This window comes from Streptomyces sp. R818, assembly GCF_056172735.1.
This window is the reverse complement of the sequence record NZ_JAOCNE010000003.1, coordinates 1455037-1479012: the sequence shown is the minus strand read 5'-3', so window position 1 is coordinate 1479012 and position 23976 is coordinate 1455037. Positions and strand designations below refer to the sequence as shown.

The window sequence follows — 23976 nt, the reverse complement described above, 5'->3', positions numbered from 1 at the left end:
GTCATACCCACATTCGGTAACACTCGGCGAACGGCGCGGCGCCGGGTGTCCGTCAACCCGGCGCCGCGCGTCACCCTTGTTACCGCGCGGCCGTCGCGTCGCACGCCTGTCCGCGCAGCCCGCGCGCCAGGTCGTCCCGCGCCTCCAGGACGAGGCGGCGCAGCGCGGGCGCCGCGTCCTCGTGGGCGGCGAGCCACGCGTCGGTCCGCTCCAGGGTCTCCGGGCTGTCCTGGAACGCCGGGAACAGACCGCGTACGACGTCCATGCCGATCTGGATCGAGCGCTCCTGCCAGACGTGCTCGATGACGTCGAAGTACTTCTCCGCGTAGGGCGCGGTGAGAGCGCGCTGGGACGGCTGCTGGAACCCGGCGATGACCGCTTCCACCAGCGCGTTCGACAGCGCGTCGGACTCCACGACCTGCGCCCACGCCTGCGCCTTCACGGCCTGCGAGGGGCGCGCGGCCAGGCAGCGCACCTGGTGGCGCTTGCCGGACGCGGTGTCGTCGCGGGCCAGTTCGGCGGTGAGCAGCGCCTCGTCGGCGGCGCCGTACGTGGCGAGGGTGTCCAGGAACGACCAGCGCAGCTCCTGGTCGATCTCCAGGCCGTCGATCTTCGCGCTGCCCGCGAGCAGGCCCTCCAGGAGCTGGAGGTCGGCCGGGCTCGACGCGACGGACGTGAAGAACCGGGCCCAGGTCAGCTGGTGCTGGCTGCCGGGTTCGGCGTTGCGCAGCTCGCGCAGGGCGCCCTCGGCGAGCAGCCGCCCGCCCTCCTCGCGCCACTCCGGCACCGCGTAGTGGGTGAGCGCGGAGCGGGCCCAGGCGTGCAGCATCTGGAGCACGCCGATGTCGGACTCCCGCCCGGCGAACCGCAGGACGAGGTCGACGAAGTCACGGGCCGGCATGAGCGCGTCCCGCGTCAGGCTCCACAGCGCGGACCAGCACAGGGCGCGGGCCAGGGGGTCCGTGATGTCACCGAGCCGCTCGCGGAGCGTGGCGAGGGAGGTCTCGTCGAAGCGGATCTTGCAGTAGGTGAGGTCGTCGTCGTTGACGAGGATCAGCTCGGGGGCGTCGGCCCCGGCCAGCTCGGTGACGACGGTGCGCGGTCCTTCGACGTCGACCTCGGCGCGCGCGTAGCGCTCCAGCGCGCCGTCGGGGGAGCGCCGGTACAGGCCGACCGCGACCCGGTGCGGGCGCAGCTCGGGGTGGGACTCGGCGGCCTCCTGGACCACGGCCAGTTCGGTGATCCGGCCCTCGCCGTTCAGGATCGCCTGCGGGGTGAGGGAGTTGACCCCGGCGGTCTGGAGCCAGGAGCGCGCCCACGTCCCCATGTCGCGCCCGCTCGTCTCCTCCAGGACCGAGAGCAGATCGCCCAGGCGCGTGTTCCCGTACGCGTGGCGCTTGAAGTAGCGGCGCGCCCCTTCGAGGAAGGCGTCCCGCCCGACGTAGGCGACGAGCTGCTTCAGGACGCTCGCGCCCTTGGCATAGGTGATGCCGTCGAAGTTGAGCTTCGCGTCCTCCAGGTCGCGGATGTCCGCGGTGACCGGGTGGGTGCTCGGGAGCTGGTCGGCGCGGTACGCCCACGCCTTGCGGTTGTTGGCGAAGGTGATCCAGCCGTTGGTGAAGCGGGTCGCCTCGACCATCGAGAACGAGCCCATGAAGTCGGCGAAGGACTCCTTCAGCCACAGGTCGTCCCACCACTGCATGGTGACGAGGTCGCCGAACCACATGTGGGCCATCTCGTGCAGGATCACGTTGGCCCGGCGCTCGTAGGACGCCTGGGTGACCTTGCCGCGGAAGATGAACTCCTCGCGGAAGGTGACCATGCCCGGGTTCTCCATCGCGCCGAGGTTGTACTCGGGCACGAACGCCTGGTCGTACTTGCCGAAGGGGTAGGGGTAGTCGAAGTTCTCGTGGAAGAAGTCGAGGCCCTGCTTGGTGACGAGGAAGACGTCGTCCGCGTCGAAGTAGGGGGCGAGGCCCTTGCGGCACATGGCGCCGAGCGGCACGACCAGCTTCGAGCCGTCGTCGAGGGTCCGCTCGTAGGTGTCCGTCACGTAGTGGTACGGGCCCGCGACCACGGCCGTGATGTACGTGGAGATCGGCTTGGTCTCGGCGAAGCGCCAGACGCCGTCGGTCAGCTCCCCGACGCCGTTCGACCAGACGGTCCAGCCCTCGGGGGCCTGTGCGCTGAAGCGGTACGGAGCCTTGAGGTCGGGCTGTTCGAAGGTGGCGAAGACGCGGCGGGCGTCGGCGGGCTCGTACTGGGTGTAGAGGTAGACCTCGCCGTCCTCGGGGTCGACGAAGCGGTGCATGCCCTCGCCGGTGCGGGAGTAGGCGCACTGGGCGTCGACGACCAGCTCGTTCTCCTCGGCCAGGCGCTCCAGGTGGATGCGGCTGCCGTCGAACACGGCGGCGGGGTCGAGGTCCTCGCCGTTCAGGGACACGGCGGTGACGGACGGGGCGATGAGGTCGACGAAGGTCGAGGCGCCCGGCTCGTTCGCGCGGAACCGGATCGTGGTCAGGGAGCGGAAGGTGCGCGGCCCGTCGCCGGTGGCCTCGCCGACCGCGGAGCGCAGGTCGAGCGCGACCTCGTACCCGTCGACGGACAGCAGACCCGCCCGCTCGCGGGCCTCGTCGCGGGACAGATTCTCTCCGGGCACGGCGGCACTCCTTCGTGACGTTCTTCGTGGCGTTCTGATGTGGCCTGACCTGTACGGGCCTGTCCGGGCCCTTGTGGGGCCGTTCGAACGCCTACGATCCTCGCACGCGGCTCCCGCGCCGGGCACCCGGGAATGCGCAGGGCCCGGGTCGCGTTGCCGCAGGCAAGACAGCCCGGTGATCCCGTGACTTCCGAGGAGAGCAATGTCCGCTGTGGACGAGAAGACCCCCGTCGACTTCTGGTTCGACCCGCTCTGCCCCTGGGCCTGGATGACGTCGCGCTGGGTCCTGGAGGTCGAGAAGGTCCGCGACATCAAGGTCCGCTGGCACCTGATGAGCCTCGCCGTACTGAACGAGCCGCGCCTGGAGGAGCTCCCCGAGGAGTACCAGGAGATGATGCGCACCCAGGCCTGGGGCCCGGTCCGCGTCGTCATCGCGGCGCAGCAGGAGCACGGCGCGGAGGTCCTCGGCGACCTCTACACGGCGCTCGGCACCCGGATCCACAACCAGGGCCAGGGCCCGACCAAGGAGGCCGTCGCCGGCGCCCTCGACGAGGTCGGCCTGCCCGCGTCCCTGCTCGACCACTGGGACGGCACCAAGTACGAGGCCGAGCTGCGCGCCTCGCACAAGGAGGGCATCGACCTCGTCGGCCAGGACGTCGGCACCCCGGTCATCGCGGTCCCCGGCGCGGACGGCAACCAGATCGCCTTCTTCGGCCCCGTCGTCACGCCCGCGCCCAAGGGCGAGGAGGCGGCGAAGCTCTGGGACGGCACGCTCCTCGTCGCCTCGGTCCCGGGCTTCTACGAAATCAAGCGCACCCGCACCCAGGGCCCGGTCTTCGACTGAGCCCGGCTGTCAGATCCTGCGGGGGCCGCCGCCGAAGGGGCGCTTGTCGAAGCCGGTCCGCAGGTTCCGGCAGTCCCCGTCGTCGCCGTCGCACATCCAGAACTCGTGGGGGTGCTTCACCCCGGCGGCCTTCACCAGCTTGCGCTGTTCGTCCTTGTCCAGCTGGTGGTGCGTCTCGTCGCCCCCGCAGGTCTCGCACGGCAGCTTCATCTTGCGGGCCATGGCGTCTCCCCCTCTGGATCAGGCCTCTCCGGGTCAGCGGAAGGACTCGGGCAGGTTGAAACCGTCGTCGGCCTTGAAGTGCCGCTGGACGCGCAGGCAGCCCTTGTGCGAACAGCGCCGGTAGTTCCAGGCGTCCGCCCGCCCGCGCCCCACCGTGGCGGCGACGGACGTCAGCTCGTCGGCGGTGAGCGTGCGGAACTTCTGGATGCTGTTTCCACAGTTGGGGCAGTGCTTCGAGGCGACGGTCATGGGCGACACATTCCACCGGAACCGCGCATACCGACAGCCCCCCGCGAGTCACGTCCTCGCGGGGGGCTGTCTTTTCGGCCGCCCGCCCGGCGTGAAGGTTGAGAAGACGATCACGAGGCGGGGCGTATGAGGCGGCGCGCCCCCGTCAGGGGGCGAGCAGCAAGCTGTTCGTGCGCTCCTTCGCGGCCGCGTACCGCTTCGCGACGTCCTGCCAGTTGACGACCTGCCACATGGCCTCGATGAAGTCGACCTTCTGGTTCTTGTACTGCAGGTAGAAGGCGTGCTCCCAGGCGTCGAAGACGAGGACCGGGGTCGAGCCCTGGCCGACGTTGCCCTGGTGGTCGTAGACCTGCTCGACGATGAGGCGCCCGGAGAGCGGCTCGTAGGCGAGGACGCCCCAGCCGGAACCCTGCGTCGTCGCCGACGCCTTCGTGAGCTGCGCCTTGAACTTGGCGAACGAGCCGAAGGACTCGGTGATCGCGTCGGCGAGGTCCCCGACCCCGTCCGCGGCGAGCGGCTCGCCGCCGCCACCGTCCTTGGGGCTGTTCATGTTGTGCCAGTAGATCGAGTGCAGGATGTGGCCGGAGAGGTGGAAGGCCAGGTTCTTCTCCAGGCCGTTGATCGTGCCCCACGCCTCCTTGTCGCGTGCCTCGGCGAGCTGTTCGAGGGTGTCGTTCGCGCCCTTCACGTACGCCGCGTGGTGCTTGTCGTGGTGCAGCTCGATGATCTGCGGATTGATGACCGGTTCGAGCGCCGCGTAGTCGTACGGGAGTTCAGGAAGCGTGTAGATCGCCATGTCGTCCGAGTCCTCCGGCTGAAGGTGTTGCCATGCAGAGCTTATTGCAACCAATGTGCAAGTGCAGGCTAACAGCAGGAAGTCCCCGGAGTTGATCAGCCCTTGGACCTGGGCCGCGCCGCGCACGCGAAGGGCCCCGGAGCGTGTGCTCCGGGGCCCTTCGAGGCGAGCGCCGCTACTTCTTCTCGGCCTGGCGCTGACGCACGTAGCCGATGACGGCGAGGACGATCGTCAGGCCGCCCGTGTAGTACAGCTGCACCCGCGTGTCGTGCTCACGGGCCATCAGGACGAAGACGACGACCATCGCGACGAGCGCCGCGACCGTCAGGTACGGGTACGCCCACATCTTCACGACGAGCTTCTCGGGCGCCTCGCGCTCCAGCTTGCGGCGCAGGATCAGCTGCGAGAAGGCGATGAAGAACCAGACGACGAGGATGATCGCGCCGATGGTGTTGAGCAGCCAGGCGAAGACGTCGTCGGGGCGCCAGTAGCTGAGCAGCACGCACACGAACCCGAACGCCGCCGAGAGCAGCACGGCGACGCGCGGCACCCCGCCGGAGACCTTGCCGATGACCTTCGGACCCATGCCGCGGGCGACCAGCGAGGAGGCCATGCGCGAGGAGCCGTAGATGTTGGCGTTCATCGCGGAGAGCAGCGCGACGAGGACGACCACGTTCATGATCTGCCCGGCCCCCGGGATGCCCAGGTGGTCGAGGGTCGCGACGTACGGGCCCTTGGTCGGGATCTCCTCCGCGGTCCACGGCAGGAGGACCACGACGACCGCCATCGAGCCGACGTAGAACAGCGCGATCCGCCACATCGCCGTACGGACCGCCTTGGCGACGCCCTGGATCGGGTGCTCGGACTCGGCGGCGGCGATGGTGACGGTCTCCAGGCCGCCGTACGCGAACACGGAGGCGAGCAGGCCGACGATCAGCCCCTCCGTGCCGTTCGGCATGAAGCCGCCGTTGCCGGTGAGGTTGGACATGCCGGGCGCGTCGACGTCCGGCAGGACACCGCAGATCGCCAGGACGCCGATGACGAGGAAGAGCGCGATCGCGCCCACCTTGAGCGCCGCGAACCAGAACTCGAACTCGCCGAAGTTCTTCACCGCCGCCAGGTTCGTCCCCGTGAACAGCACCATGAACACGGCGACCCAGGCCCACTCGGGCACGCCCGGGATCCAGCCGTGCACGATGCCCGCCGCGCCGATCCCCTCCAGGCCGACGGCGACGCACAGCAGGAACCAGAACGCCCAGCCCGCCGTGAACCCGGCCCACGGCCCGATCGCCCGCTCGGAGTGCACGGAGAACGAGCCCGACGCCGGGTACGCCGCCGCCATCTCGCCGAGCATGCGCATCACGAGCATGACGAGGGCGCCCGATATCGCGTACGCGAGGATGATCGAGGGACCGGCCGCCGCGATGGCGGTGCCGGAGCCGACGAAGAGACCGGCGCCGATCACGCCGCCCAGCGCGATCATGGAAAGATGGCGCTGCTTGAGGCCGGGCGAGAGCGACGGCGCGTCGGTCGGCTGGGCGCCGGGCGACGCGACGGCCGTATCTTCGGCGGGTGGCTGCGCGGACGTCCGAGACATGGATAAGCCCTGTTCAGTCGCTGAGACGGGGAGGGTGTCGGCCCCATAAGGCCCACATAAAACCGCCACAGTCTGAGCGGACGCACCGCTCAGTGGGAACACGTTTCCGTTATACGGACACGAAGCTCACACAAAGCGACGCGGACGTTCACGACCTGTGACGTTCACGAGCTGTGAGGCCCGATGCTCCGCGACGGGTCGCGGGCCGGTCAAGACACCTGTCTCCCGATGGCCTCTGTGGGCCACCACGCCCCACGAGCGACCCACCGGTGTCCCCTCTGGGCCACGGCCCGCGAGCCCGGCGCCGTGCTCAGAGCCGCCGCGCCCGCAGCTCCCGCACGCCCGCGACCGCCAGCACCACCGCCGTCGCCCCCGTCGACCACAGCAGCTGCGGCCGCGCCGTGGCGTCGGTCAGCATCAGCCCGAACACCGCGGCCATCGCCGCGAGCGCCGCCCAGGTCAGCCACGGGAACGCCCACACCTTCAGCACGAGCCGCTCGGGCGCCTCGGCCTCCAGGCGGCGCCGCAGCCGCAACTGCGAGGCGGCGATCAGCGCCCACACGAACAGCAGCACGGCACCGACCGAGTTGAGCATGTAGAGGAAGACGGTGTCCGGCCACTCCAGATTGAGCAGCACGGAGACGAACCCGAACGCCACCGACGCGAGCACCGCCCTGCGCGGCACCCCGCCCGCCACCTTCAGCAGCCCCTTCGGCGCCTCGTCGCGCTCGGCGAGCGAGAAGATCATGCGGGAGGAGCCGTAGAGGTTCGCGTTGAGGGCCGAGAGCAGCGCCACGAAGACGACGATGTTCATGATCTGCCCCGCCGACGGCACCCCGACGGAGTCCAGGACGGTGACGTACGGGCTGATGCCCGCCTTCTGCGCCGTCCAGGGCAGCACCGTCACGATCACCAGCATCGAGCCGACGTAGAAGAACAGGATGCGGAAGACCGCGCTGCGCACCGCCCGCGCCACCGACCGCACCGGGTCCTCGGACTCCGCCGCCGCGATCGTGACGACCTCCAGGCCGCCGAACGCGAAGACGACCGCGAGCACCCCGGAGACGACGCCCTGCCAGCCGCGCGGCAGGAACCCGCCGTCGCCGGTCAGATGGGAGAGGCCGACCGCGTCCGTGTCGGGGAGCAGCCCGAAGATCGCCAGCGTGCCGAGGGCCAGGAAGGCGATGATCGCGACGACCTTGAGCGTCGCGAACCAGAACTCGAACTCGCCGAAGTTCTTCACGGCGGCCAGGTTCGTCGCCGTGAACACGATCATGAAAAGCAGCACCCACGCCCACTGCGGTACGCCCGGCACCCAGCCGTTCGCGATCTGCGCGGCGCCCGTCGCCTCGACGGCGAGCACGACCACCAGCATGAACCAGTACAGCCATCCCGCGCTGAACCCGGCCCACCGCCCGAGCGCCCGCTCCGCGTGCACCGAGAACGAACCGGACGCGGGCAGCGCCGCCGACATCTCGCCGAGCATCCGCATCACGCACATCGCGAGCGCGCCCGCGATCAGGTACGAGACGACGATCCCGGGCCCGGCGACCGCGATCCCGGCGCCCGACCCGACGAACAGGCCCGCGCCGATGACGCCGCCGAGGCCGAGCATGGTCAGATGGCGCTGCTTCAGTCCGCCGGAAAGAGGTTCTTCGGTATCGACAGGGGCGACGTGGTCGTGCATGGGGTGATCGGCCGGCTCTCGGGACTTACGGATGAATTGGCGGGAACCTACAGTCTCCCCGCCGGGTGCCCCGTACCGCAAAACGGCCTGTGACTACCCATGTCGTCAGTGACGAGCATCACCCCGCACGAGGTGTACGCACGGATCTTTGTACGGAGCCCACCAAGTGGCGGCCCGACCCTTTGTCGAGCGGTGACCGTGATCGGCCCGACCGCCCTGGGATAGCGTCACGGAGTCCCACCCTGCCCGCCCGCAAGGCGCCCACAGATACGCGGAGTCCCCATGAGCACCGCCACCTCCACCGCAGCAGTCGCCCGGCCGGGCAAGGTCCTGGCCGATCTCCTCCCCGCTTCCCGCACCAAGTCCGCCGTTGTTGTGAAAAGTGCGGCGCTGGTCGTCGGTGGCGCCGCGCTCACCGGCATCGCCGCGCAGATAGCGGTCCCCGTGCCGGGCTCGCCGGTGCCGGTCACCGGGCAGACCTTCGCCGCGCTCCTCGTCGGCACCGCGCTCGGCGCCCGCCGCGGCTTCCTCTCCATCGCCCTGTACGCGCTCGCGGGCATGGCGGGCATGCCGTGGTTCGCCGAGGGCGGCTCCGGCGCCTCGATGCCGTCGTTCGGCTACGTGCTCGGCATGCTGCTCGCCGCGACCGTCGTCGGCGCCCTGGCCCGTCGCGGCGGGGACCGCTCGGCGCTGCGCACGGTCGGCACGATGGTGCTCGGCGAGGCGATCATCTACGCGATCGGCGTCCCCTACCTCGCCCTCTCGACCGGCATGAGCCTGACGGCGGCGATCGCCGCGGGCCTCACCCCGTTCCTGATCGGCGACGCGGTGAAGGCGGCCCTGGCGATGGGCGCGCTGCCCACCGCCTGGAAGCTCGCCGACAAGTAAGCGGCCGGTTCAGCCGAGGTCGTAGTTCCTCCGGAAGAGGTTCGCCGGGTCGTACGCGGCCTTCAGTCCGGCGAGCCTCTTCCGCGTTCCCGCGTCGTACAGCCCGTCGCCTCGGTCGCCGCCGCCGAAGGCGAAGTTGAGCGACCGCCCGAGCGTGTGGGGGGCGACGGTGCCGAAGGCGCGGGCGTGATGTGCCCGCGCCGCCTCCTTCGACGATCCGTCAAGCGGCGACAGGATCCGCACCAGCCAGCCCGCGTCCCGGTAGGGCACCGCGTTCGGCGCGGGGCGGGCGAGGGCGCCGCCGAGGTGGTTGAGCTGGACGACGTGCATCGCGTCGGCGGCGGGCCCGCACAGGGCGAGCAGTCCGGCGGCGGCGGTGACGTCGAGATCGTCCAGGAACACGCTGTCCCCGTAGTACGCGTGCGGGAAGGCCGGGTCGTTGTGGATCGTGTGGCTCTCGCCGTACTCCATCTCGCGCAGCGTGTCCGCGACGGCGGGCCCGAGCGCGGCGCGCAGCGGCGCCACGAGCCGCTCGCCCTCCTCCGCGCCGCCGGTGAACGCGATCCGCACCGAGACCACGTACCGCCCGCGCAGATGCGGCGGGAGCTGCGGCAGGTCCGGGTGGACGAGCGCGGCGAGCGAGGAGGTGAGGGCCTCCGGGACCGTCGCCGTCCAGTCCGTGTAGGCGCGCAGGAGGTCCGCGGGGTCGGTGGCCCGGCCGTCGTGAGCGAGGAAACCCCCGTAGAGGCGGGTCACGGGCACGAGCCCCACCTCCAGCGCGGTGACCGCGCCGAGCTGGGCGCCGCCGCCGAGCAGGCCCCAGAACAGCTCGGGGTCGCTGCCGGCGGTGACGTGCCGGGCGGTGCCGTCGGCGGTCACGACGTCGACGGAGCGCACGTGGTCGGCGGTGTAGCCGAACTCCCGCCCGAGGATGCCGAGCCCGCCGCCCAGGACGTAGCCGACGACGCCGACGCTCGGCGCCGACCCGTTCAGCGGGGCGAGCCCGTGCGCGGCGGCCGCCTCGGCGACGGCGCCCCAGCGGGCCCCGGCGCCGACCCGCGCGGTGCGGGCTCCCGGGTCCACGGTGACCTCGTCCATCCGCCGCGTACTGATGAGGACTCCGCCGTCGGCGGCGCCGGGCAGGCCGTGGCCCGTCGCCTGGACGCCGACGGGGAGCCGCCCGGCCGCCGCGTGGCGGACGGCGGCCCGTACGTCGTCGGGGCCGGACGCGGCGTAGATCACGTCGGGCCGCTGGGCGAACCCCGTCTGGAACCCGGCGAGTTCGTCGTCGTACCCAGGGTCGCCGGGGCGGAGCGTGCGGGCGGTGTCGGAGGTGGGGCGCGGTGTCGTCATGGGGCGTACTGTCCCCGCGAAACATGACAACCGCCGTCAGGTTTTACCCGGGCGGTCGGGTCAGGCGGTCGGCCTGCGCGAGGACCACCACCACCCGGCGCCACCGGCGGCGATCAGCGCCGCGCCCGCCGCACCGAGCGGCAGCACGTCGCGCCCGGCGCCCGTCGACGGCAGCGTCTTCTCCTGGTCGTCGCCCTTGCCGCCGCCGCTCCGGTCCCCGGCCGGGGACGCGGGCTTGTTCTCGGTGCCGAGGAGCAGCGGGGTGACGGGCGCGTTGGGCGAGGGGCTCGTCGTACCGAACGGGACGGGACCCTGCTGCCAGTACCGCCGCTTGCCGTCCGCGCTCTCGACCGGCAGACAGACCTTTCCGGTTTTCGACAGATCGAAGGTCGCGGCGACTTTGTACGAGCGCGATTTCCCGGCGGCGATATTGTCGATCGGGCAGGTGAATCCGGAGTTCGAGCCCTCGGGGAGATCGGCCGTGCCGATCGCGGTGCAGCCCGGCACCGCCTTGATCGCCATTCCGTCGAAACCGACGACGAGAAGATTTACCTTGCCGCTGTCCTTGGTTCCCTGATTGCTGACGCTCGCGACGAGATCGCTCGTCTCCTCGGTCGCATTGTCGACCGAGATCTTCTCGGAGAGCCCCGTGGTCAGCTCGGTGCCGGAAGGCGCCTTGTCCATGGCCTTGCCGCCCTGACTGCTGCTCGGCGTCTCGTCGGCGGTCGCCGTGAAAGGCAGGATCATCACCGTCGAGATCGTCGCGGTGAGCAGTGTCCCCGTTATTTTGGCCTGACGCCCTGTATTCATGTCCGTCCCCCCCGGGTCATCCGAATTCGCAGTACTTGAAGAGGTACCACAAGATTTCTCCCCACTATGCTGGGACGGCGCGATGTGTCGATTCTGGGTGTCGTGTTCCGGGGGTGCAGTCGATTGCCAGGAAATGCGAGCGGAGGCGTACAGGGACTGGTGGTGGCAGCGCGCTACCGCCTGGACGAACACATAGGCCAGGGTGGAATGGGGCGCGTGTGGCGGGCGGTCGACGAGATGCTCGACCGGCCCGTCGCCGTCAAGGAGATGCGCATCGACGGGCTCGACCCGGAGGACCAGCGCACCCGCCGCGAGCGCACTCTGCGCGAGGCGCGCGCGACGGCCCGCATCGACCACCCCAACGTGGTGCGCGTCTACGACGTCGTGGACGAGGGCGAACGCCTGTGGATCGTGATGGAGCTGGTCGACGGCCGCTCCCTGGAACAGGTGCTCGTCGAGGACGGCCCGCTCGGCGTGGACGCGGTCGCGGAGATCGGCCGGGGCCTGGCCGAGGCGCTGGTCCCGGTGCACGCGGGCGGCGTCCTGCACCGCGACATCAAACCGGGCAACGTGATGCTGGAGCGGGCCGGGCGGCGCCGCGTCATGCTCACCGACTTCGGCATCGCCGCGATCCAGGACACGACGGCCCTGACCATGGTCGGCATGCTCGTCGGCTCGCCCGACTACATGGCGCCCGAACGGGTCGCGGGCCGCCCGCAGGGCCCGCCCTCCGACCTGTGGTCCCTGGGCACGACCCTGTGCGCCGCGCTCGGCGGCCGCTCCCCGTTCAGCCGCGACACGACCCTGGCCACGCTCCACGCCGTCCTCTACGAGGAGCCGCGGCTCCCGGCCGAGGCGGGCCGTCTCGGGCCCCTTCTCGCGGCCCTGCTGGCCAAGGAGCCGGAGGACCGCCCCGACCTGGACACGATCCTGGACGCGCTCACCCCGACGACCCAGCCCGTCCCTCCGCCCGCACCGCCGCCCGAGCCCTCCAGGACCCACACCCTCGACATCGGCCTGCGCCGGCCGTCCGGGGGGACGCCGACGGAGACGCCCGGGCCGGACGGTGGGCGCGTGCCCGGGGCGGAGCTCGGGCCCGAGCCGCGAGTCGAGCCCCAGCCCGCGCCCGAGCAGTCTCAGCCCGGGTCCGAACCCCACCCCGGATCCGAACCCCACCCCACCCGATCCGTGCCGGACGGCGCCTCCGAAGCCCCCACCCGCCCCGCACAGCCCCCGAACGGCGGCGACCTCCTCGGACCGCCCGCCCCGGCCCGGCCGGGCCCCCGCCGCCGCGGCCCCCTCATCGCCCTCGTCGGCGTGCTGGCCGCGGGCGTCGCCGCGGCCCTCGCGCTCACGCTGCCGGGGAACGACTCACCCGGCGGGAAGGCGGGTGGCGGGGGAGCGACGGCGACCTCCCCGCCGCCCACCGTCGAGGGCACCTCGCGCGCCCCGGGCAACTCCCCGTCCCTGCCCCCCGGTTCACGGCGCGAGGCCGGATACGCGTGGGTGCCGCCGAAGGGCTGGGAGCGGGTGGTGAAGACGGCGTCCGAGGTGCACTACACGTCACCGGACGGCACCCAGGAACTCGTCGCCCAGTCGGCGCTCGCCAAGGACGACCTCTACGCGACCTGGAAGAAGGCGGAGCTCAACGCCCACCAGGGCCAGGACTACGAGAAGATCCGTCTGGACCGGACGACGTTCAGGGGCCGCCCCGCCGTCGTCTGGGAGTACCTCTTCACCCTCAAGGGCGAGCGCTGGCACGCCGAACTCCTCGGCTTCGAACAGGGCGCGCAGTCCTACCAGATCGGCACCTGGTACCGCCCGGCGACGCAGAGCCAGGCGCGGAAGGTCTACGAGCAGGTGAAGCGCACCTTCACCGTGCTCGGCCCCTCCAGCGCCTGACGCCGCGGTGCGTCACTTGACGCGGGGCCGCACCCGTTCCCGTACGAGCGAGAACGCGACCACGAAGACGGCCACCAGCAACGAGAGGACCACCTGCTCGCGCCCGGCGTCGTCGGTCAGCATGTAGACGAGCACGAACGAGATCATCGCGATCGTCGCCCAGGTCAGGTACGGGAACAGCCACATCTTCACGACGAGCTTCTCCGGCTGCTCGCGCAGGATGATGCCGCGCATCCGCAGCTGCGTGAAGCAGATGACGAGCCACACGAACAGCGCGACGGCGCCGGAGGAGTTGAGCAGGAAGTCGAAGACGGTGTCCGGCCACTGGTAGTTGAACCAGACGGCGAGGAACCCGAAGACGACCGAGCCGAGGATCGCGGCACGCGGCACGCCCCGCGACGTCGTCCGCGCGAACGCCTTCGGCGCGTCGCCGCGCTGCCCGAGCGAGAACGCCATGCGGGAGGCGGTGTAGAGCCCGGAGTTCAGACACGACAGGACGGCGGTCAGCACGATGACGTCCATGACCTGCCCGGCGTGCGGGATGCCGATGGAGTTGAGCGCGGCGACGTAGCTGCCGTCCTTGACGATCGAGGCGTCGTTCCACGGCAGCAGCGTCAGCACGACGAAGATCGAGCCGAGGTAGAAGATGCCGATGCGCCAGATGACGGAGTTGGTCGCGCGGGTGACGGCTTTCTGCGGGTCCTCCGACTCACCGGCGGCGAGCGTGACGATCTCGCTGCCCATGAAGGAGAAGACGACCATGAGGACACCGGTCAGGATGGCGCCGGGCCCCTCGGGGAAGAAGCCGCCCGAGTCGGTGAGATGACTGAACCCGTTGCCCGGGTTGTCCGAGCCGGGCAGCACGCCGAAGACCGCCAGCAGACCGACGATCACGAACGCGCCGATCGCGACGACCTTGATCCCCGCGAACCAGAACTCGAACTCGCCGTAGCTGCCGACCGCAGCCAGGTTCACCGCGGTGAGCACGACCATCACGATCAGCGCCCAGCCCCACTGCGGCACGCCCGGTATCCAGCCGTTCAGGATCTTCGCCCCGGCGGTCGCCTCCACGGCGAGCACCACGACCCAGAAGAACCAGTACAGCCAGCCGATGGAGAACCCGGCCCAGCGCCCGAGCGCCTGGTCGGCGTAGGCGGAGAAGGAGCCGGAGGTCGGCCGGGCCGCGGCCATCTCGCCGAGCATCCGCATGACCAGCACGACCATGGCGCCGACGAGGGCGTACGAGACGAGGATGGCGGGCCCGGCCGCAGCGATGCCGGAGCCGGAGCCGACGAAGAGGCCGGCGCCGATCACACCACCGATGGCGATCATCGACAGATGGCGGTTCTTCAGCCCTGCCTGCAGGCCGCCGCCACCTCCCGACCCGTCGGGGCCGCCGGGCGGAGCGTCTTCCGTCGCAAGGGATGACTGCGAGGTCATGAACGGATCCTTAGGTTCTCGGGGTACGAGCCCTGGCATTCAAAGCGCGGACACGTGCGGGACGGAAGACCTGAATCCGGATTGTTGCCTTGCTTACATCGCCTTCACGTCCTGGTGACCATGCTGCCGCCCCCGGTCGCGGCCACCCGGCGCCCGGCGTGCCACACTCGGACCCATGCGCGTGTACCTCGGCTCGGATCATGCCGGCTACGAACTCAAGAACCACCTGGTCGAATGGCTCACGGCCCACGGCCACGAGCCCGTCGACTGTGGACCCCACATCTACGACGCGGTGGACGACTACCCCCCGTTCTGCCTCCGCGCCGCGGAGCGGACGGCGGCGGACCCCGACGCCCTCGGCATCGTGATCGGCGGCTCGGGCAACGGTGAGCAGATCGCCGCGAACAAGGTCAAGGGCGTCCGCGCGGCGCTGGCCTGGAGCGAGCAGACCGCCGCGCTCGGCCGCGAGCACAACAACGCGAACGTGATCTCCATCGGCGGCCGGATGCACACCCAGGACGAGGCGACGAAGTTCGTCGAAATCTTCCTGGCCACCCCGTACTCGAACGAGGAACGCCACCAGCGCCGCATCGACATGCTGTCGCACTACGAGGAAACGGGCGAACTCCCCCCGATCCCGCCGCACCACCCCAATTAAGCCCCTCCGGCGCTTGAGGAGCGGGGTCCGGGGCAGAGCCCCGTGTCCCGCACCTCGACGCCCGACAACCATGCCCGCCCCGAGAGGAAAGCCGTGCCTGAGGGCCACACGATCCACCGCCTGGCCCAGGACCACGCAGAACGCTTCATCGGGCAGCAAATCCAGGTGAGCAGCCCCCAGGGCAAGTTCTCCGACGCGGCCGCACTCCTGACCGGCCAAGAACTCACCCGCACGGAAGCCCACGGCAAACACCTGTTCCTGGGCTTCGGCGAAGCCGACTGGGTCCACATCCACCTGGGCCTGTTCGGCAAGTACACCCTCGGCGACACCCCCGCCCCGCCGCCCACGGCCACCGTCCGCCTGCGCCTGCTCACCGAGACGTCCTTCTCGGACCTGCGCGGCCCCACGGCCTGCGCCCTGATCACGGACGCCGAGAAGCAGGCGATACACGACCGCCTGGGCCCCGACCCGCTGCGCCCGGACGCCGACCCGGCCAGGGCCTACGCGCGCATCTCCCGCAGCCGTACGACGATCGCCGCGCTGCTGATGGACCAGAAGGTGATCGCGGGCGTCGGCAACGTCTACCGGGCCGAGGTCCTCTTCCGCCACGGCATCGACCCGTACACCCCCGGCAAGGACGTGACCCGCGACGCGTTCATGGCCGTCTGGGAGGACCTGCGCATCCTGATGCGCGAGGGCGTCCGCCTGAACCGCATCGACACGGTCCGCCCCGAGCACACGCCCGAGGCGATGAACCGCCCGCCGCGCGTCGACGACCACGGCGGCGAGGTCTACGTCTACCGGCGCGCGCCGCACCCCTGCCACCTCTGCGGCACGGAGATCCGCACGGCGGAGCTGGCGGCCCGCAACCTCTTCTGGTGCCCGGCCTGCCAGCCGGGCCCCGGCAAGCGCTAGAACCCGTGCTGGAGCCACGGCGCGACCGGCGACCCGAACGCCACCGTCGCCTCCGCCAGCGCGCCCTCACGCAGCTCACGCACGCGCCCGGCCCCGGCCAGCTCGGCCAGTGACACGTCACCGAGGTAGGCGGCGCCCAGCTCCCGCACGGACAGGGCGAGATCGGCGGCCTCCTCCGTACGCTCGCAGGACGCGCCCTTCGCGTCACCGGACAGCCGCCACCGCCCGCTGTTCCAGGGACAGAAGCGATCCTCCACCTCGAGGACCACGTCCACGGGCGTGAGATACGTACGCGCTTCGAGGGCCGCCCCGACCTCCACCAGACGTACGTGCATCGAGTCCCGCACCCGCACCTCGCACCGCCGGACGTCGGAGACGAGGGAGAGCACCGGATCGTCCACGGGCCGGTTGCGGGCCTCCACGGTGACCGTCAGGTCGATGTCGCACAGGAACCGCCACAGCGCCGCGTACGCCGCCGGGTCGAGCGCCGTGACGTCCCGCACCCGGACGCGGCCCTTCGGCCCGGCCCACTCCGACTCCGGCTTGTTGTGGAAGCGGGTGAAGCCGGCCGTCTCCCCGCCCCGCTCGGCGACGACGCACAGCAGCGGCGACGCCCCGCCCCGCTCCTCCGGCGCGTCGAGCAGCGGCAGCCGCTCCCAGCCGGGCGTCCGCGCGAGCATCCCGGGCCGCGTGCCGATCGTGCGCAGGTACACCGCCTCGCACCGCTCGGCCGCCTCGGCGGCGTCGACGAACCGCAGCGTCACGTCGTCGGCCCCGGCCGGGGCGTCGATGCGCACGCGCGTGGAGTCGATGGTCAGGCCCGCCTGCCGGGTACCCGCGCCGTAGCCGAACCGGCCGTAGATGGCGGGCTCGGAGGCGGTGAGGACGGCGAGGGGCTCGCCCCAGGCCCGTACGTCGTCGAGCTGGCGGCGCATCATCGACGTGAGGATGCCGCGCCTGCGGTGGGTCGCCGCGACGCTCACCATCGTCACGCCCGCCGCGTCCACGAACGCGCCGCCCGGAACCGCGACCCGGAACGTGAACGCGCCTGCCGTACCGACGCACTCCGCGCCGTCCCACACCCCGACGGAACGGTCGAGCTCCGTCAGGTCGTCCCACAGCCGCCGCTCCTGCGGCGACTCGGCGACCCCGCCGAAAGCCAGCTCGAGCCGGCCGTACCAAGCCGCGAACTCGTCCTTGCGCAGCACCCGTAAGTCGGTCGTCATGCGCCATCCCTACCAGGACGAGCCGGACAAGAGCGAGCGAATTTCCCGGGCGGCGGCCCGTGCCCGGGTGTGCCCGAAAAGGGGGACAAGTGGGACCACCCGTGCACAGATCCGGGCCCGGTGGATAAGGTCCACGAGCAATGGCCGTACGACGAGAGCGGCGCGCGGGCGAACAGCGCGCGGCGGCGGAGACGTTTCCGGCCCGGTTGAAGATGCGTGTGCACCGGGTCCGCACCGCCGTGCGCAAATCCGGGGTCGACTACTTCCGGGGCGACGGCTCGGACTGGATCGCCCTGGCGGGCCTGCTCCTCACCATCCCGTTGATCACCCTGTTCACGATCCTCGACCCGGTCTGGTGCACGCCCACCGTCCTCGTCCTGCCGATCGTCGCGGGCGGCCTCGTGCTGCGCCCGGCGAGCCTGCTCGGCCTGTACGCGGCCGCCGCGGCGGCGCTGATCGTGGAGTCCGTCCAGCTCGGCCCGTACTCGCAGCGCGCGGCGGGTGTCACGCCCGGCACCGTGCTTACAGTCGCCGCCTGCGGGTTCTTCGGGCTGCTCATAGCGCAGTTCCGCAGCCGGGTCGGGGTGCCGTGGCGGCGCGGCGGCACCATGCTCTTCGACCTCCGCGAACGGATCCGGACCCAGAGCCGGCTGCCCAAGCTGCCGCCCGGCTGGCACCGCGAGATGGCGCTGCGGCCGGCCGGCGGGCAGTCGTTCTCCGGTGACTTCGTGGTGGCGGCCCGCACGCACAACGGGCGCACGCTGGAGGTCGTCCTCACGGATGTGTCGGGCAAGGGGATGGACGCGGCGTCCCGGGCGCTGCTCCTCGCGGGTGCCTTCAGCGGGCTCCTCGGCTCGCTCCCCCCGCACGCCTTCCTGCCGGCCGCCAACGGGTACCTCCTCCGCCAGGACTGGGACGAGGGGTTCGCCACCTCCATCCACCTCGTCCTGGACCTGGAGTCCGGCGACTACGAGCTCTACTCGGCTGGTCATCCGCCGGGGCTGCAGCTGAGCGCGGGTACCGGCCGCTGGGAGGAGAAGGCGGCCGAGGGCCCTCTTCTCGGCGTCTACGACGGGGCGGAGTTCGACGCGACGAAGGGGACGTTGCGCCCCGGTGATGTCCTGATGCTGTTCACCGACGGTCTGGTCGAGACGTCCGAGCGTGATATCGCCGAGGGCATGGACCGGTTGACGGGCGAGGCCGATCGCTATGTCCAGGGTGGCTTCCACGGGGCCGCCTGGCATCTGATCGAGGCGGTGGCCAAGGATGTCAACGACGACAGGGCGCTGCTGCTGATCTGCCGGGACCACTAGCCGCCCCCCTCGTTCCCCGCGCCCCTGCGGGATGCGTCTGCCATGCCCTGTCGCGTCGCCGTGTGCGGGTGGCGTCGTGGCTGGTCGCGCAGTTCCCCGCGCCCCCGAGATGCGCACTTCGTGCGGCATCTCAGGCCGGGGGTGGGGCCGCGCTCGCGTCTCGGGCCGGGGTGGGGCCGTGCTCGCTTATCGGGCCGGGGGTGGGGCTGTGCTCGCGTCTCGGGCCGGGGTGGGGCCGTGCTCGCTTATCGGGCCGGGGGTGGGGTCGCGCTCGCGTCTCGGGCCGGGGGTGGGTCGCGCGGACGCGCCCCTGGGATGGCGCACGCAGTGCGCATTTCAGGGGCGCGGGGAACTGCGCGACCAGCCACGACGGCGTCGCACCCGGTATCGCGCGCGAGGCGCTACGGCGGGAGGCCGGTCACACCCCCGCCCCGACCCGCCGCTCGAGCTCCGGCTCGGCAACCCCCTCCCGCCCCCCGGGCAACAACCGGGCCAGCCAAGCGGAGCGCCCCGCCGCCAACGGCCCAAGTACCGCAAGCACCAGCACATACCCCGCGATGAACGGCGACAGCCGCTCATCGAGCCCGGCCCCCGCGGCCATGGTGGCCAGGATCAACGCGAACTCCCCCCGAGCCAGCAGCGTCGTGGAGATATTGGCCGCGGGCCCGGCCCCGAACCCGTACACCCGGGCCGCCGCAAGCCCGGCCACCACATTCATCACCAGCGTCACGGCGACCGCACCGAGGACGGGCCAGACCACGGTCGGCAGATCCCCGGGGTCGATGGACAGCCCGAACGCGAAGAAGAAGATGGCGCCGAACGCGTCCCGCAGCGGATGCACCAGCTTGAGGATGCGCTCCCCGGACGTGGTGGACCCGAGCATGAGGCCGACCATGAACGCCCCGATCGCGTCGGCGACCCCGAACCACTCCGACACCCCGGCGACGAACACGGCCGCGCCGAGGAAGGAGATGACGAGGAGCTCGTCGTCCCGGGTGTGGAACAGCTTGCCGACGATCCGCGTACCGAACCGCGCCGCGAGCGCGAGCAGCAGCAGGAACCCGAACGCCTTGCCCCCGTCCATGACGGCGCCGGCCAGTGAGTCGGCCCCGGACAGAATGGGCTGCAGCGCCGCCAGGTACAGCGCCAGGAAGATGTCCTCGACCACGATGATCCCGAGGATCGGCTTGGTCTCGGGGTTGCCGAGCCGCCCGGTGTCCACGAGGACCTTGGTGACGATGGCGGACGAGGAGATGCCGAGCACCCCGGCGAGGACCAGAGCTTCGGAGGTGCCCCAGCCGAGGGCGAATCCGAAACCGAGGCCGGCGCCGACGTTCAGCGCGAGGTACGTCGCTCCGGCGACGGCCATCTTGCGGCCGCCCGCCTTGAGATCGTCCAGATGGAATTCGAGGCCGAGGTAGAAGAGCAGCAGCACCAGGCCGAGGGCGGAGAGCATCTCCAGTTCGTGCGGGTCGGAGACGAGCACGACGCCCGGTGTGTGCGGGCCGAGGAGGATCCCGGCCAGGATGAACAGGGGGATGGTGGGGAGTCCGATGCGCCCGCCGAGGCGCGCGAGGACGGCGGCGGCCAGGAAGGCGCCCCCCATGGCGATCAAGGTGTCTGCGTGTCCGATGGGCCCGGTCCTCTCGTCGTGCAGGGCAAGGGAAGGTCACGGCAAAGGGAAGGTCAAGAAAGCGTCAATACTTAGCTTACCAAAGCAGTTCTGCGGGGTCTCCACCCCGCGCGCGGTGGGGTTCTCCCCACCCTTGATCCGCCAGCCGCCCTCATGGTCACCAGGACCCCCTTCTCCGTAGCTTCGAAGCACCGAAGCAACCCCCTCGGCGACCACGGAAACGAAGGGCGGACCCCCATGGGCCTGCGCAAGAAGCGGCAGCACGACCAACCCCCAGTGGACCCGGCCGTCATGCCCGCCACCCGGGCCCAGGCCGTGGAACTGCGCGGGGTGCGCCGCAGCTACGGCCGTGGCGCGGGCACCGTGCACGCGCTGCGCGGCATCGACCTCGCCCTGCCCAGCGGCACGTTCACCGCCGTGATGGGCCCTTCCGGGTCCGGCAAGTCGACGTTCCTGCAGTGCGCGGCGGGGCTCGACCGCCCCACCGGCGGCACCGTCGCCCTCGGCGGCACCACCATCACCGGCATGAGCGAGAACAGGCTCACCGCCCTGCGCCGCACCCGCCTCGGCTTCGTCTTCCAGGCGTTCAACCTGCTGCCCAGCCTCACCGTCGAGCAGAACGTGCTGCTCCCGATGCGCCTCGCGGGCCTGCGCCCCGACCGGCGCCGCGCCGCCGAGGTGCTCGCCCAGGTCGGCCTCGCCGACAAGGGGGGCCGCCGTCCGGGCCAGCTCTCCGGCGGCCAGCAGCAGCGCGTCGCCATCGCCCGCGCCCTCGTCACCAGGCCGGACGTCATCTTCGCCGACGAGCCGACCGGCGCCCTGGACACCACCACGGCGGCCGAGATCCTGCACCTGCTGCGCTCCGCCGTCGACCGGATGGGCGCCACCGTCGTCATGGTCACGCACGACCCGGCGGCCGCCGCCCACGCTGACCGCGTCCTGTTCCTCGCGGACGGCGCGATCGTCGACCACCTGGACGGCGCCGGGGCCGACCGCATCGCCGCCCGCATGCGCACCCTGACCGCGCCCGCGCCCGCCTACGCGAAGGCGGCCGCCTGATGGCCCGCCCCAACGGCCTCGCCCGCGCCGCCGTCCGCTTCAAACCGGCGGCGTTCATCGGCACGTTCGTCGCCCTGATGATGTCCGCCCTGATCGTCGCGGCCTGCGGCATCCTCCTGGAGACGGGCCTGCGCGCCTCGGTCCCGGCCGACCGGTACGCGAACGCCCCCGTCGTGGTCGCCGCCGACCAGCGCGCCCACTACGTCACCGGTTCCGGCGAGGACCGCGAGGACGCGGCGGTCCCGCTGCCGGACCACGCCCGCCTCGCCGACTCCCTCGTCGCGAAGGCGGCCTCGGCCCCCGGCGTCCGCAAGGCCGTCGCCGACCTGACCTACCCCGTGCACCACAAGGGCGCCTCCGTCACCGCGCACAACTGGGGCTCCACCGCCTTCACCGGCGAGCGGCTGGCCTCGGGCCGCGCCCCGCACCAGGGCGAGATCGTCATGGCGGGCACGCAGACCCGCCCCGGCGACCGCGTCACGCTCACCACGCCCACGGGCCCGCACACCTACCGCGTCTCCGGCACCACCACCGGCGCCTCGACCCTCTGGTTCACGGACGCCGAGGCCCTCGCGAACTCCGGCCACCCCGGCCGCGTCGACGCCGTCGCCGTCCTGCCCGAGGACGGTGTCAGCACCGCCGACCTGAAGGCCCACGTACAGAAGGCCCTGTCCGGGAGCGGCAGCGCCGCCGCCCAGGTGCACACCGGCGACGACCGTGCCGCCGCCGAGGACGCCACGCTCGCCTACGGCAAGGAGGCCCTGATCGCCCTCGGCGGCTCGTTCGGCGGCGTCGCCACGGCCGTCGCCGTCTTCACCGCCGCCGGCACGGTCGCCCTCTCCGTCGGCCAGCGCGCCCGCGAGTACGCCCTCCTGCGCGCCATCGGCACCACCCCGCGCCAGATCCGCCGCACCATCGCCACCGAGACCCTCCTCGTCGCCCCGCTCGCGGGCGCGCTCGGCTGCCTGCCCGGCATCGCGCTGGCCCGCTGGTGGTTCGGTCAGCTCCAGGCGAAGGGCGCGGTCCCGGACGCGGTGCAGCTCTCCGTCTCGTACATCCCGCCGGCCACGGCCGTCGGCACCGCCGTCCTGACCGGCCTGCTCGCCGGGTACATGGCCGCCCGCCGCCCCTCCCGCATCAAGCCGGGCCAGGCCCTGGCCGAGGCGTCCGTCGAGCGGCTGCGCCCCGGGCGGATCCGCACGCCCCTCGGCATCGCGGCGGCCGTCGGCGGCACCGTCCTCGCCGTCCTCGCCGCCAACCTGAGCGGCGACGACGCGGCCAACACGGCGCTCGGCGTCGTCATGTGCTTCATGCTCGCCGTGGCGCTGCTCGGCCCGCTCCTGGCCCGCCTCGCCGCCGCGCTCCTCGGCCTCCCGCTGCGCGGCGCGGGCGCCGCCGCCTCGCTCGCGGCCGCCAACTCCCGCAGCAACGCGCGCCGTCTCGCCTCCGCGATCACCCCGATCGTCCTCGCGATGTCCTTCGCCTCCGTCCTCGTCTTCATGCACACGAGCGAGGACCACGCGGCGGCCGGCCAGCAGAAGGCGGGCATCACGGCCGACCACATCGTCACATCGGACGCGGGCCTCGCCCCCGGGTCGGTCGCCCGGGCCGCCGAGGCGCCCGGCGTCTCGTCCGCCGTCGGCCTGCTCAAGACCTCGGTCCTCGTCCCGGCGGGCTCCGCGGGGGACCACTGGCTGGAGACGGCGTCGACGCAGGCCGTCACCGGCACGGCCCGCGACCTCGCCCGCGTCCAGGACCTCAAGGTCACCAAGGGCGCGATCGACCTCGCCGACCCGGACACGGTGGCCCTGGACGCGAACCTGGCCCGCTCCGCCGACGTCGGCGTCGGCGACCGCCTCGCCCTGCGCCTGCCCGACGGCACGAAGGCCTCCCCGAGGGTCTCGGCCACGTACGAGCGCGGCCTCGGCCTCTCCGACGTCACGCTGCCCCGCGCCGCCCTGACCGGCCACCTCACCAACCCCTACGACACCGAACTGTGGACGAAGGGCGGCACGACCGAGGCCCTCGCCGCCCTCGGCACCCCGCTCGACCGAGCCGACTACACGACCGCGCAGTCCCTGGACCGGGAGCTGAACGCCTGGGCCAACACCACCATGGCCGCCGTCCTCGGCGGGTTCGCGGCGATCGCCGCCGTCAACACCCTGGTCATGACGGTCCTCGACCGGCGCCGCGAACTCGGCACGCTCCGCCTGATCGGCTCCACCCGCCGCCAGGTGCTCCGCATGATCCGCTGGGAGGCGCTCCTGGTGGCCTGCGCGGGCATCGCCCTCGGCACGGGCATCGCGTTCGCGACCCTCGTCCCGATGATGAACGGCCTCACCGGCGAGAACCCGTACGTCCCGCCCCTGCTGTACGGGTCCTTCGCGGGCGCAGCCCTGCTCCTTGGCCTGGGCGCCACGGCCCTGCCCGCACGCCTCGCATTGCGCCAGGCGCGCTGATCCCGGCCTCGCGCGCGTACCGCCCGGTGGGATGGAAGCGCCGAAGGCCATTTACAGGTGATCAGCGTCATGAAAGCGGACAGATGCCACTCGGTGAATGCGGCGGCCCCGCCACCGGCCCGCAACGTTCATATTCGGCCGCGCGAATCCCGGGATTTCCCGTGACCGCAATGCGGAGGAAATGCGGCAGAACCGGGACCGATATGCGGACGGCGGGCGCGGGCCGCCCACCCCGCCATGGAAACGATCAAGCCGATTTCGGCGCC

The 23976-nt window shown here is 71.8% G+C and carries 19 protein-coding genes; 8 read left to right on the top strand and 11 right to left on the bottom strand.

Going from position 1 to position 23976, the window contains the following annotated elements:
- Positions 1 to 79: 79 nt before the first annotated feature.
- Positions 80 to 2659 carry an aminopeptidase N gene (pepN, locus tag N5I75_RS11820; RefSeq protein WP_476676658.1) on the bottom strand — a complete coding sequence of 860 codons (2580 nt, stop codon included), beginning with the start codon at positions 2657 to 2659 and terminating at the stop codon, positions 80 to 82.
- 202 nt (positions 2660 to 2861) lie between these two features.
- On the opposite strand from pepN, the gene N5I75_RS11815 reads away from it, so the two are divergent.
- On the top strand, positions 2862 to 3503 hold the full coding sequence (locus N5I75_RS11815; RefSeq protein ID WP_476676657.1) for a mycothiol-dependent nitroreductase Rv2466c family protein: 642 nt from the start codon (positions 2862 to 2864) through the stop codon (positions 3501 to 3503).
- 9 nt (positions 3504 to 3512) lie between these two features.
- Here N5I75_RS11815 and N5I75_RS11810 read toward each other — a convergent pair whose 3' ends face one another.
- From N5I75_RS11810 to N5I75_RS11790, 5 genes are all read right to left on the bottom strand, one after another.
- Positions 3513 to 3725: a hypothetical protein gene (locus N5I75_RS11810; RefSeq protein WP_476676656.1), complete on the bottom strand. Its 213-nt coding sequence runs from the start codon at positions 3723 to 3725 to the stop codon at positions 3513 to 3515.
- Positions 3726 to 3758: 33 nt separating this feature from the next.
- A complete protein-coding gene (locus N5I75_RS11805; RefSeq protein ID WP_476676655.1) occupies positions 3759 to 3974 on the bottom strand; it encodes a hypothetical protein in 216 nt (71 codons plus the stop codon).
- Positions 3975 to 4119: 145 nt separating this feature from the next.
- Positions 4120 to 4770 (bottom strand): superoxide dismutase, encoded by a 651-nt coding sequence (locus N5I75_RS11800; RefSeq protein ID WP_476676654.1) that lies wholly within the window; start codon positions 4768 to 4770, stop codon positions 4120 to 4122.
- A 175-nt stretch (positions 4771 to 4945) separates the two neighbouring features.
- A complete protein-coding gene (locus N5I75_RS11795; RefSeq protein WP_476676653.1) occupies positions 4946 to 6367 on the bottom strand; it encodes an amino acid permease in 1422 nt (473 codons plus the stop codon).
- 310 nt (positions 6368 to 6677) lie between these two features.
- Positions 6678 to 8054, bottom strand: a complete 1377-nt coding sequence (locus N5I75_RS11790) for an amino acid permease (protein WP_476676652.1) — start codon at positions 8052 to 8054, stop codon at positions 6678 to 6680.
- Positions 8055 to 8336: 282 nt separating this feature from the next.
- On the opposite strand from N5I75_RS11790, the gene N5I75_RS11785 reads away from it, so the two are divergent.
- Positions 8337 to 8942, top strand: coding sequence for a biotin transporter BioY (locus tag N5I75_RS11785; protein WP_476676651.1), 606 nt, complete (start codon positions 8337 to 8339; stop codon positions 8940 to 8942).
- A gap of 9 nt (positions 8943 to 8951) precedes the next feature.
- Here N5I75_RS11785 and N5I75_RS11780 read toward each other — a convergent pair whose 3' ends face one another.
- Positions 8952 to 10295, bottom strand: coding sequence for an FAD-binding oxidoreductase (locus N5I75_RS11780; protein WP_476676650.1), 1344 nt, complete (start codon positions 10293 to 10295; stop codon positions 8952 to 8954).
- Positions 10296 to 10355: 60 nt separating this feature from the next.
- Entirely contained in the window at positions 10356 to 11105 is a 750-nt protein-coding gene (locus N5I75_RS11775; RefSeq protein WP_476676649.1) for a hypothetical protein, read from the bottom strand.
- A 162-nt stretch (positions 11106 to 11267) separates the two neighbouring features.
- Between N5I75_RS11775 and N5I75_RS11770 the strand changes: the two genes are divergently transcribed.
- Positions 11268 to 13007 (top strand): protein kinase domain-containing protein, encoded by a 1740-nt coding sequence (locus N5I75_RS11770; protein WP_476676648.1) that lies wholly within the window; start codon positions 11268 to 11270, stop codon positions 13005 to 13007.
- A gap of 12 nt (positions 13008 to 13019) precedes the next feature.
- On the opposite strand, the gene N5I75_RS11765 is transcribed toward N5I75_RS11770, so the two are convergent.
- Positions 13020 to 14447 (bottom strand): amino acid permease, encoded by a 1428-nt coding sequence (locus N5I75_RS11765; RefSeq protein WP_476676647.1) that lies wholly within the window; start codon positions 14445 to 14447, stop codon positions 13020 to 13022.
- Positions 14448 to 14622: 175 nt separating this feature from the next.
- Between N5I75_RS11765 and N5I75_RS11760 the strand changes: the two genes are divergently transcribed.
- Both N5I75_RS11760 and N5I75_RS11755 read left to right on the top strand, forming a co-directional pair.
- On the top strand, positions 14623 to 15105 hold the full coding sequence (locus tag N5I75_RS11760; protein WP_476676646.1) for a ribose-5-phosphate isomerase: 483 nt from the start codon (positions 14623 to 14625) through the stop codon (positions 15103 to 15105).
- Between the two features lie 93 nt (positions 15106 to 15198).
- Positions 15199 to 16020, top strand: coding sequence for an Fpg/Nei family DNA glycosylase (locus N5I75_RS11755; RefSeq protein ID WP_476676645.1), 822 nt, complete (start codon positions 15199 to 15201; stop codon positions 16018 to 16020).
- Here the strand turns inward: N5I75_RS11755 and N5I75_RS11750 are convergent.
- Positions 16017 to 17246 carry a GNAT family N-acetyltransferase gene (locus tag N5I75_RS11750; RefSeq protein ID WP_476676644.1) on the bottom strand — a complete coding sequence of 410 codons (1230 nt, stop codon included), beginning with the start codon at positions 17244 to 17246 and terminating at the stop codon, positions 16017 to 16019. The two genes, N5I75_RS11755 and N5I75_RS11750, sit on opposite strands and share 4 nt — an antisense overlap.
- Positions 17247 to 17386: 140 nt before the next feature.
- Between N5I75_RS11750 and N5I75_RS11745 the strand changes: the two genes are divergently transcribed.
- Complete coding sequence (locus N5I75_RS11745; RefSeq protein ID WP_476676643.1) at positions 17387 to 18559, top strand: PP2C family protein-serine/threonine phosphatase; 1173 nt, start codon at positions 17387 to 17389, stop codon at positions 18557 to 18559.
- 418 nt (positions 18560 to 18977) lie between these two features.
- Here the strand turns inward: N5I75_RS11745 and N5I75_RS11740 are convergent, their stop codons facing one another.
- The gene (locus tag N5I75_RS11740; RefSeq protein WP_476676642.1) at positions 18978 to 20165 is read right to left on the bottom strand and encodes a cation:proton antiporter; all 1188 of its coding nucleotides are present in this window, start codon (positions 20163 to 20165) and stop codon (positions 18978 to 18980) included.
- A gap of 264 nt (positions 20166 to 20429) precedes the next feature.
- On the opposite strand from N5I75_RS11740, the gene N5I75_RS11735 reads away from it, so the two are divergent.
- Positions 20430 to 21251, top strand: coding sequence for an ABC transporter ATP-binding protein (locus N5I75_RS11735; RefSeq protein ID WP_476676641.1), 822 nt, complete (start codon positions 20430 to 20432; stop codon positions 21249 to 21251).
- Positions 21251 to 23710: an ABC transporter permease gene (locus tag N5I75_RS11730; RefSeq protein WP_476676640.1), complete on the top strand. Its 2460-nt coding sequence runs from the start codon at positions 21251 to 21253 to the stop codon at positions 23708 to 23710. The genes N5I75_RS11735 and N5I75_RS11730 overlap by 1 nt, the downstream gene beginning before the upstream one ends.
- The last annotated feature ends 266 nt before the right edge of the window (positions 23711 to 23976 follow it).

Coding starts and splice junctions, on each gene's coding strand:
- N5I75_RS11760 (WP_476676646.1), top strand. CDS start 14,623: ATGCGCGTGTACCTCGGCTCGGATCATGCCGGCTACGAACTCAAGAAC.
- N5I75_RS11795 (WP_476676653.1), bottom strand. CDS start 6,367: ATGTCTCGGACGTCCGCGCAGCCACCCGCCGAAGATACGGCCGTCGCG.
- N5I75_RS11735 (WP_476676641.1), top strand. CDS start 20,430: ATGGGCCTGCGCAAGAAGCGGCAGCACGACCAACCCCCAGTGGACCCG.
- N5I75_RS11815 (WP_476676657.1), top strand. CDS start 2,862: ATGTCCGCTGTGGACGAGAAGACCCCCGTCGACTTCTGGTTCGACCCG.
- N5I75_RS11750 (WP_476676644.1), bottom strand. CDS start 17,246: ATGACGACCGACTTACGGGTGCTGCGCAAGGACGAGTTCGCGGCTTGG.
- N5I75_RS11800 (WP_476676654.1), bottom strand. CDS start 4,770: ATGGCGATCTACACGCTTCCTGAACTCCCGTACGACTACGCGGCGCTC.
- N5I75_RS11765 (WP_476676647.1), bottom strand. CDS start 14,447: ATGACCTCGCAGTCATCCCTTGCGACGGAAGACGCTCCGCCCGGCGGC.
- N5I75_RS11790 (WP_476676652.1), bottom strand. CDS start 8,054: ATGCACGACCACGTCGCCCCTGTCGATACCGAAGAACCTCTTTCCGGC.
- N5I75_RS11785 (WP_476676651.1), top strand. CDS start 8,337: ATGAGCACCGCCACCTCCACCGCAGCAGTCGCCCGGCCGGGCAAGGTC.
- N5I75_RS11780 (WP_476676650.1), bottom strand. CDS start 10,295: ATGACGACACCGCGCCCCACCTCCGACACCGCCCGCACGCTCCGCCCC.
- N5I75_RS11730 (WP_476676640.1), top strand. CDS start 21,251: ATGGCCCGCCCCAACGGCCTCGCCCGCGCCGCCGTCCGCTTCAAACCG.
- N5I75_RS11740 (WP_476676642.1), bottom strand. CDS start 20,165: ATGGGGGGCGCCTTCCTGGCCGCCGCCGTCCTCGCGCGCCTCGGCGGG.
- N5I75_RS11810 (WP_476676656.1), bottom strand. CDS start 3,725: ATGGCCCGCAAGATGAAGCTGCCGTGCGAGACCTGCGGGGGCGACGAG.
- N5I75_RS11745 (WP_476676643.1), top strand. CDS start 17,387: ATGGCCGTACGACGAGAGCGGCGCGCGGGCGAACAGCGCGCGGCGGCG.
- N5I75_RS11805 (WP_476676655.1), bottom strand. CDS start 3,974: ATGACCGTCGCCTCGAAGCACTGCCCCAACTGTGGAAACAGCATCCAG.
- N5I75_RS11775 (WP_476676649.1), bottom strand. CDS start 11,105: ATGAATACAGGGCGTCAGGCCAAAATAACGGGGACACTGCTCACCGCG.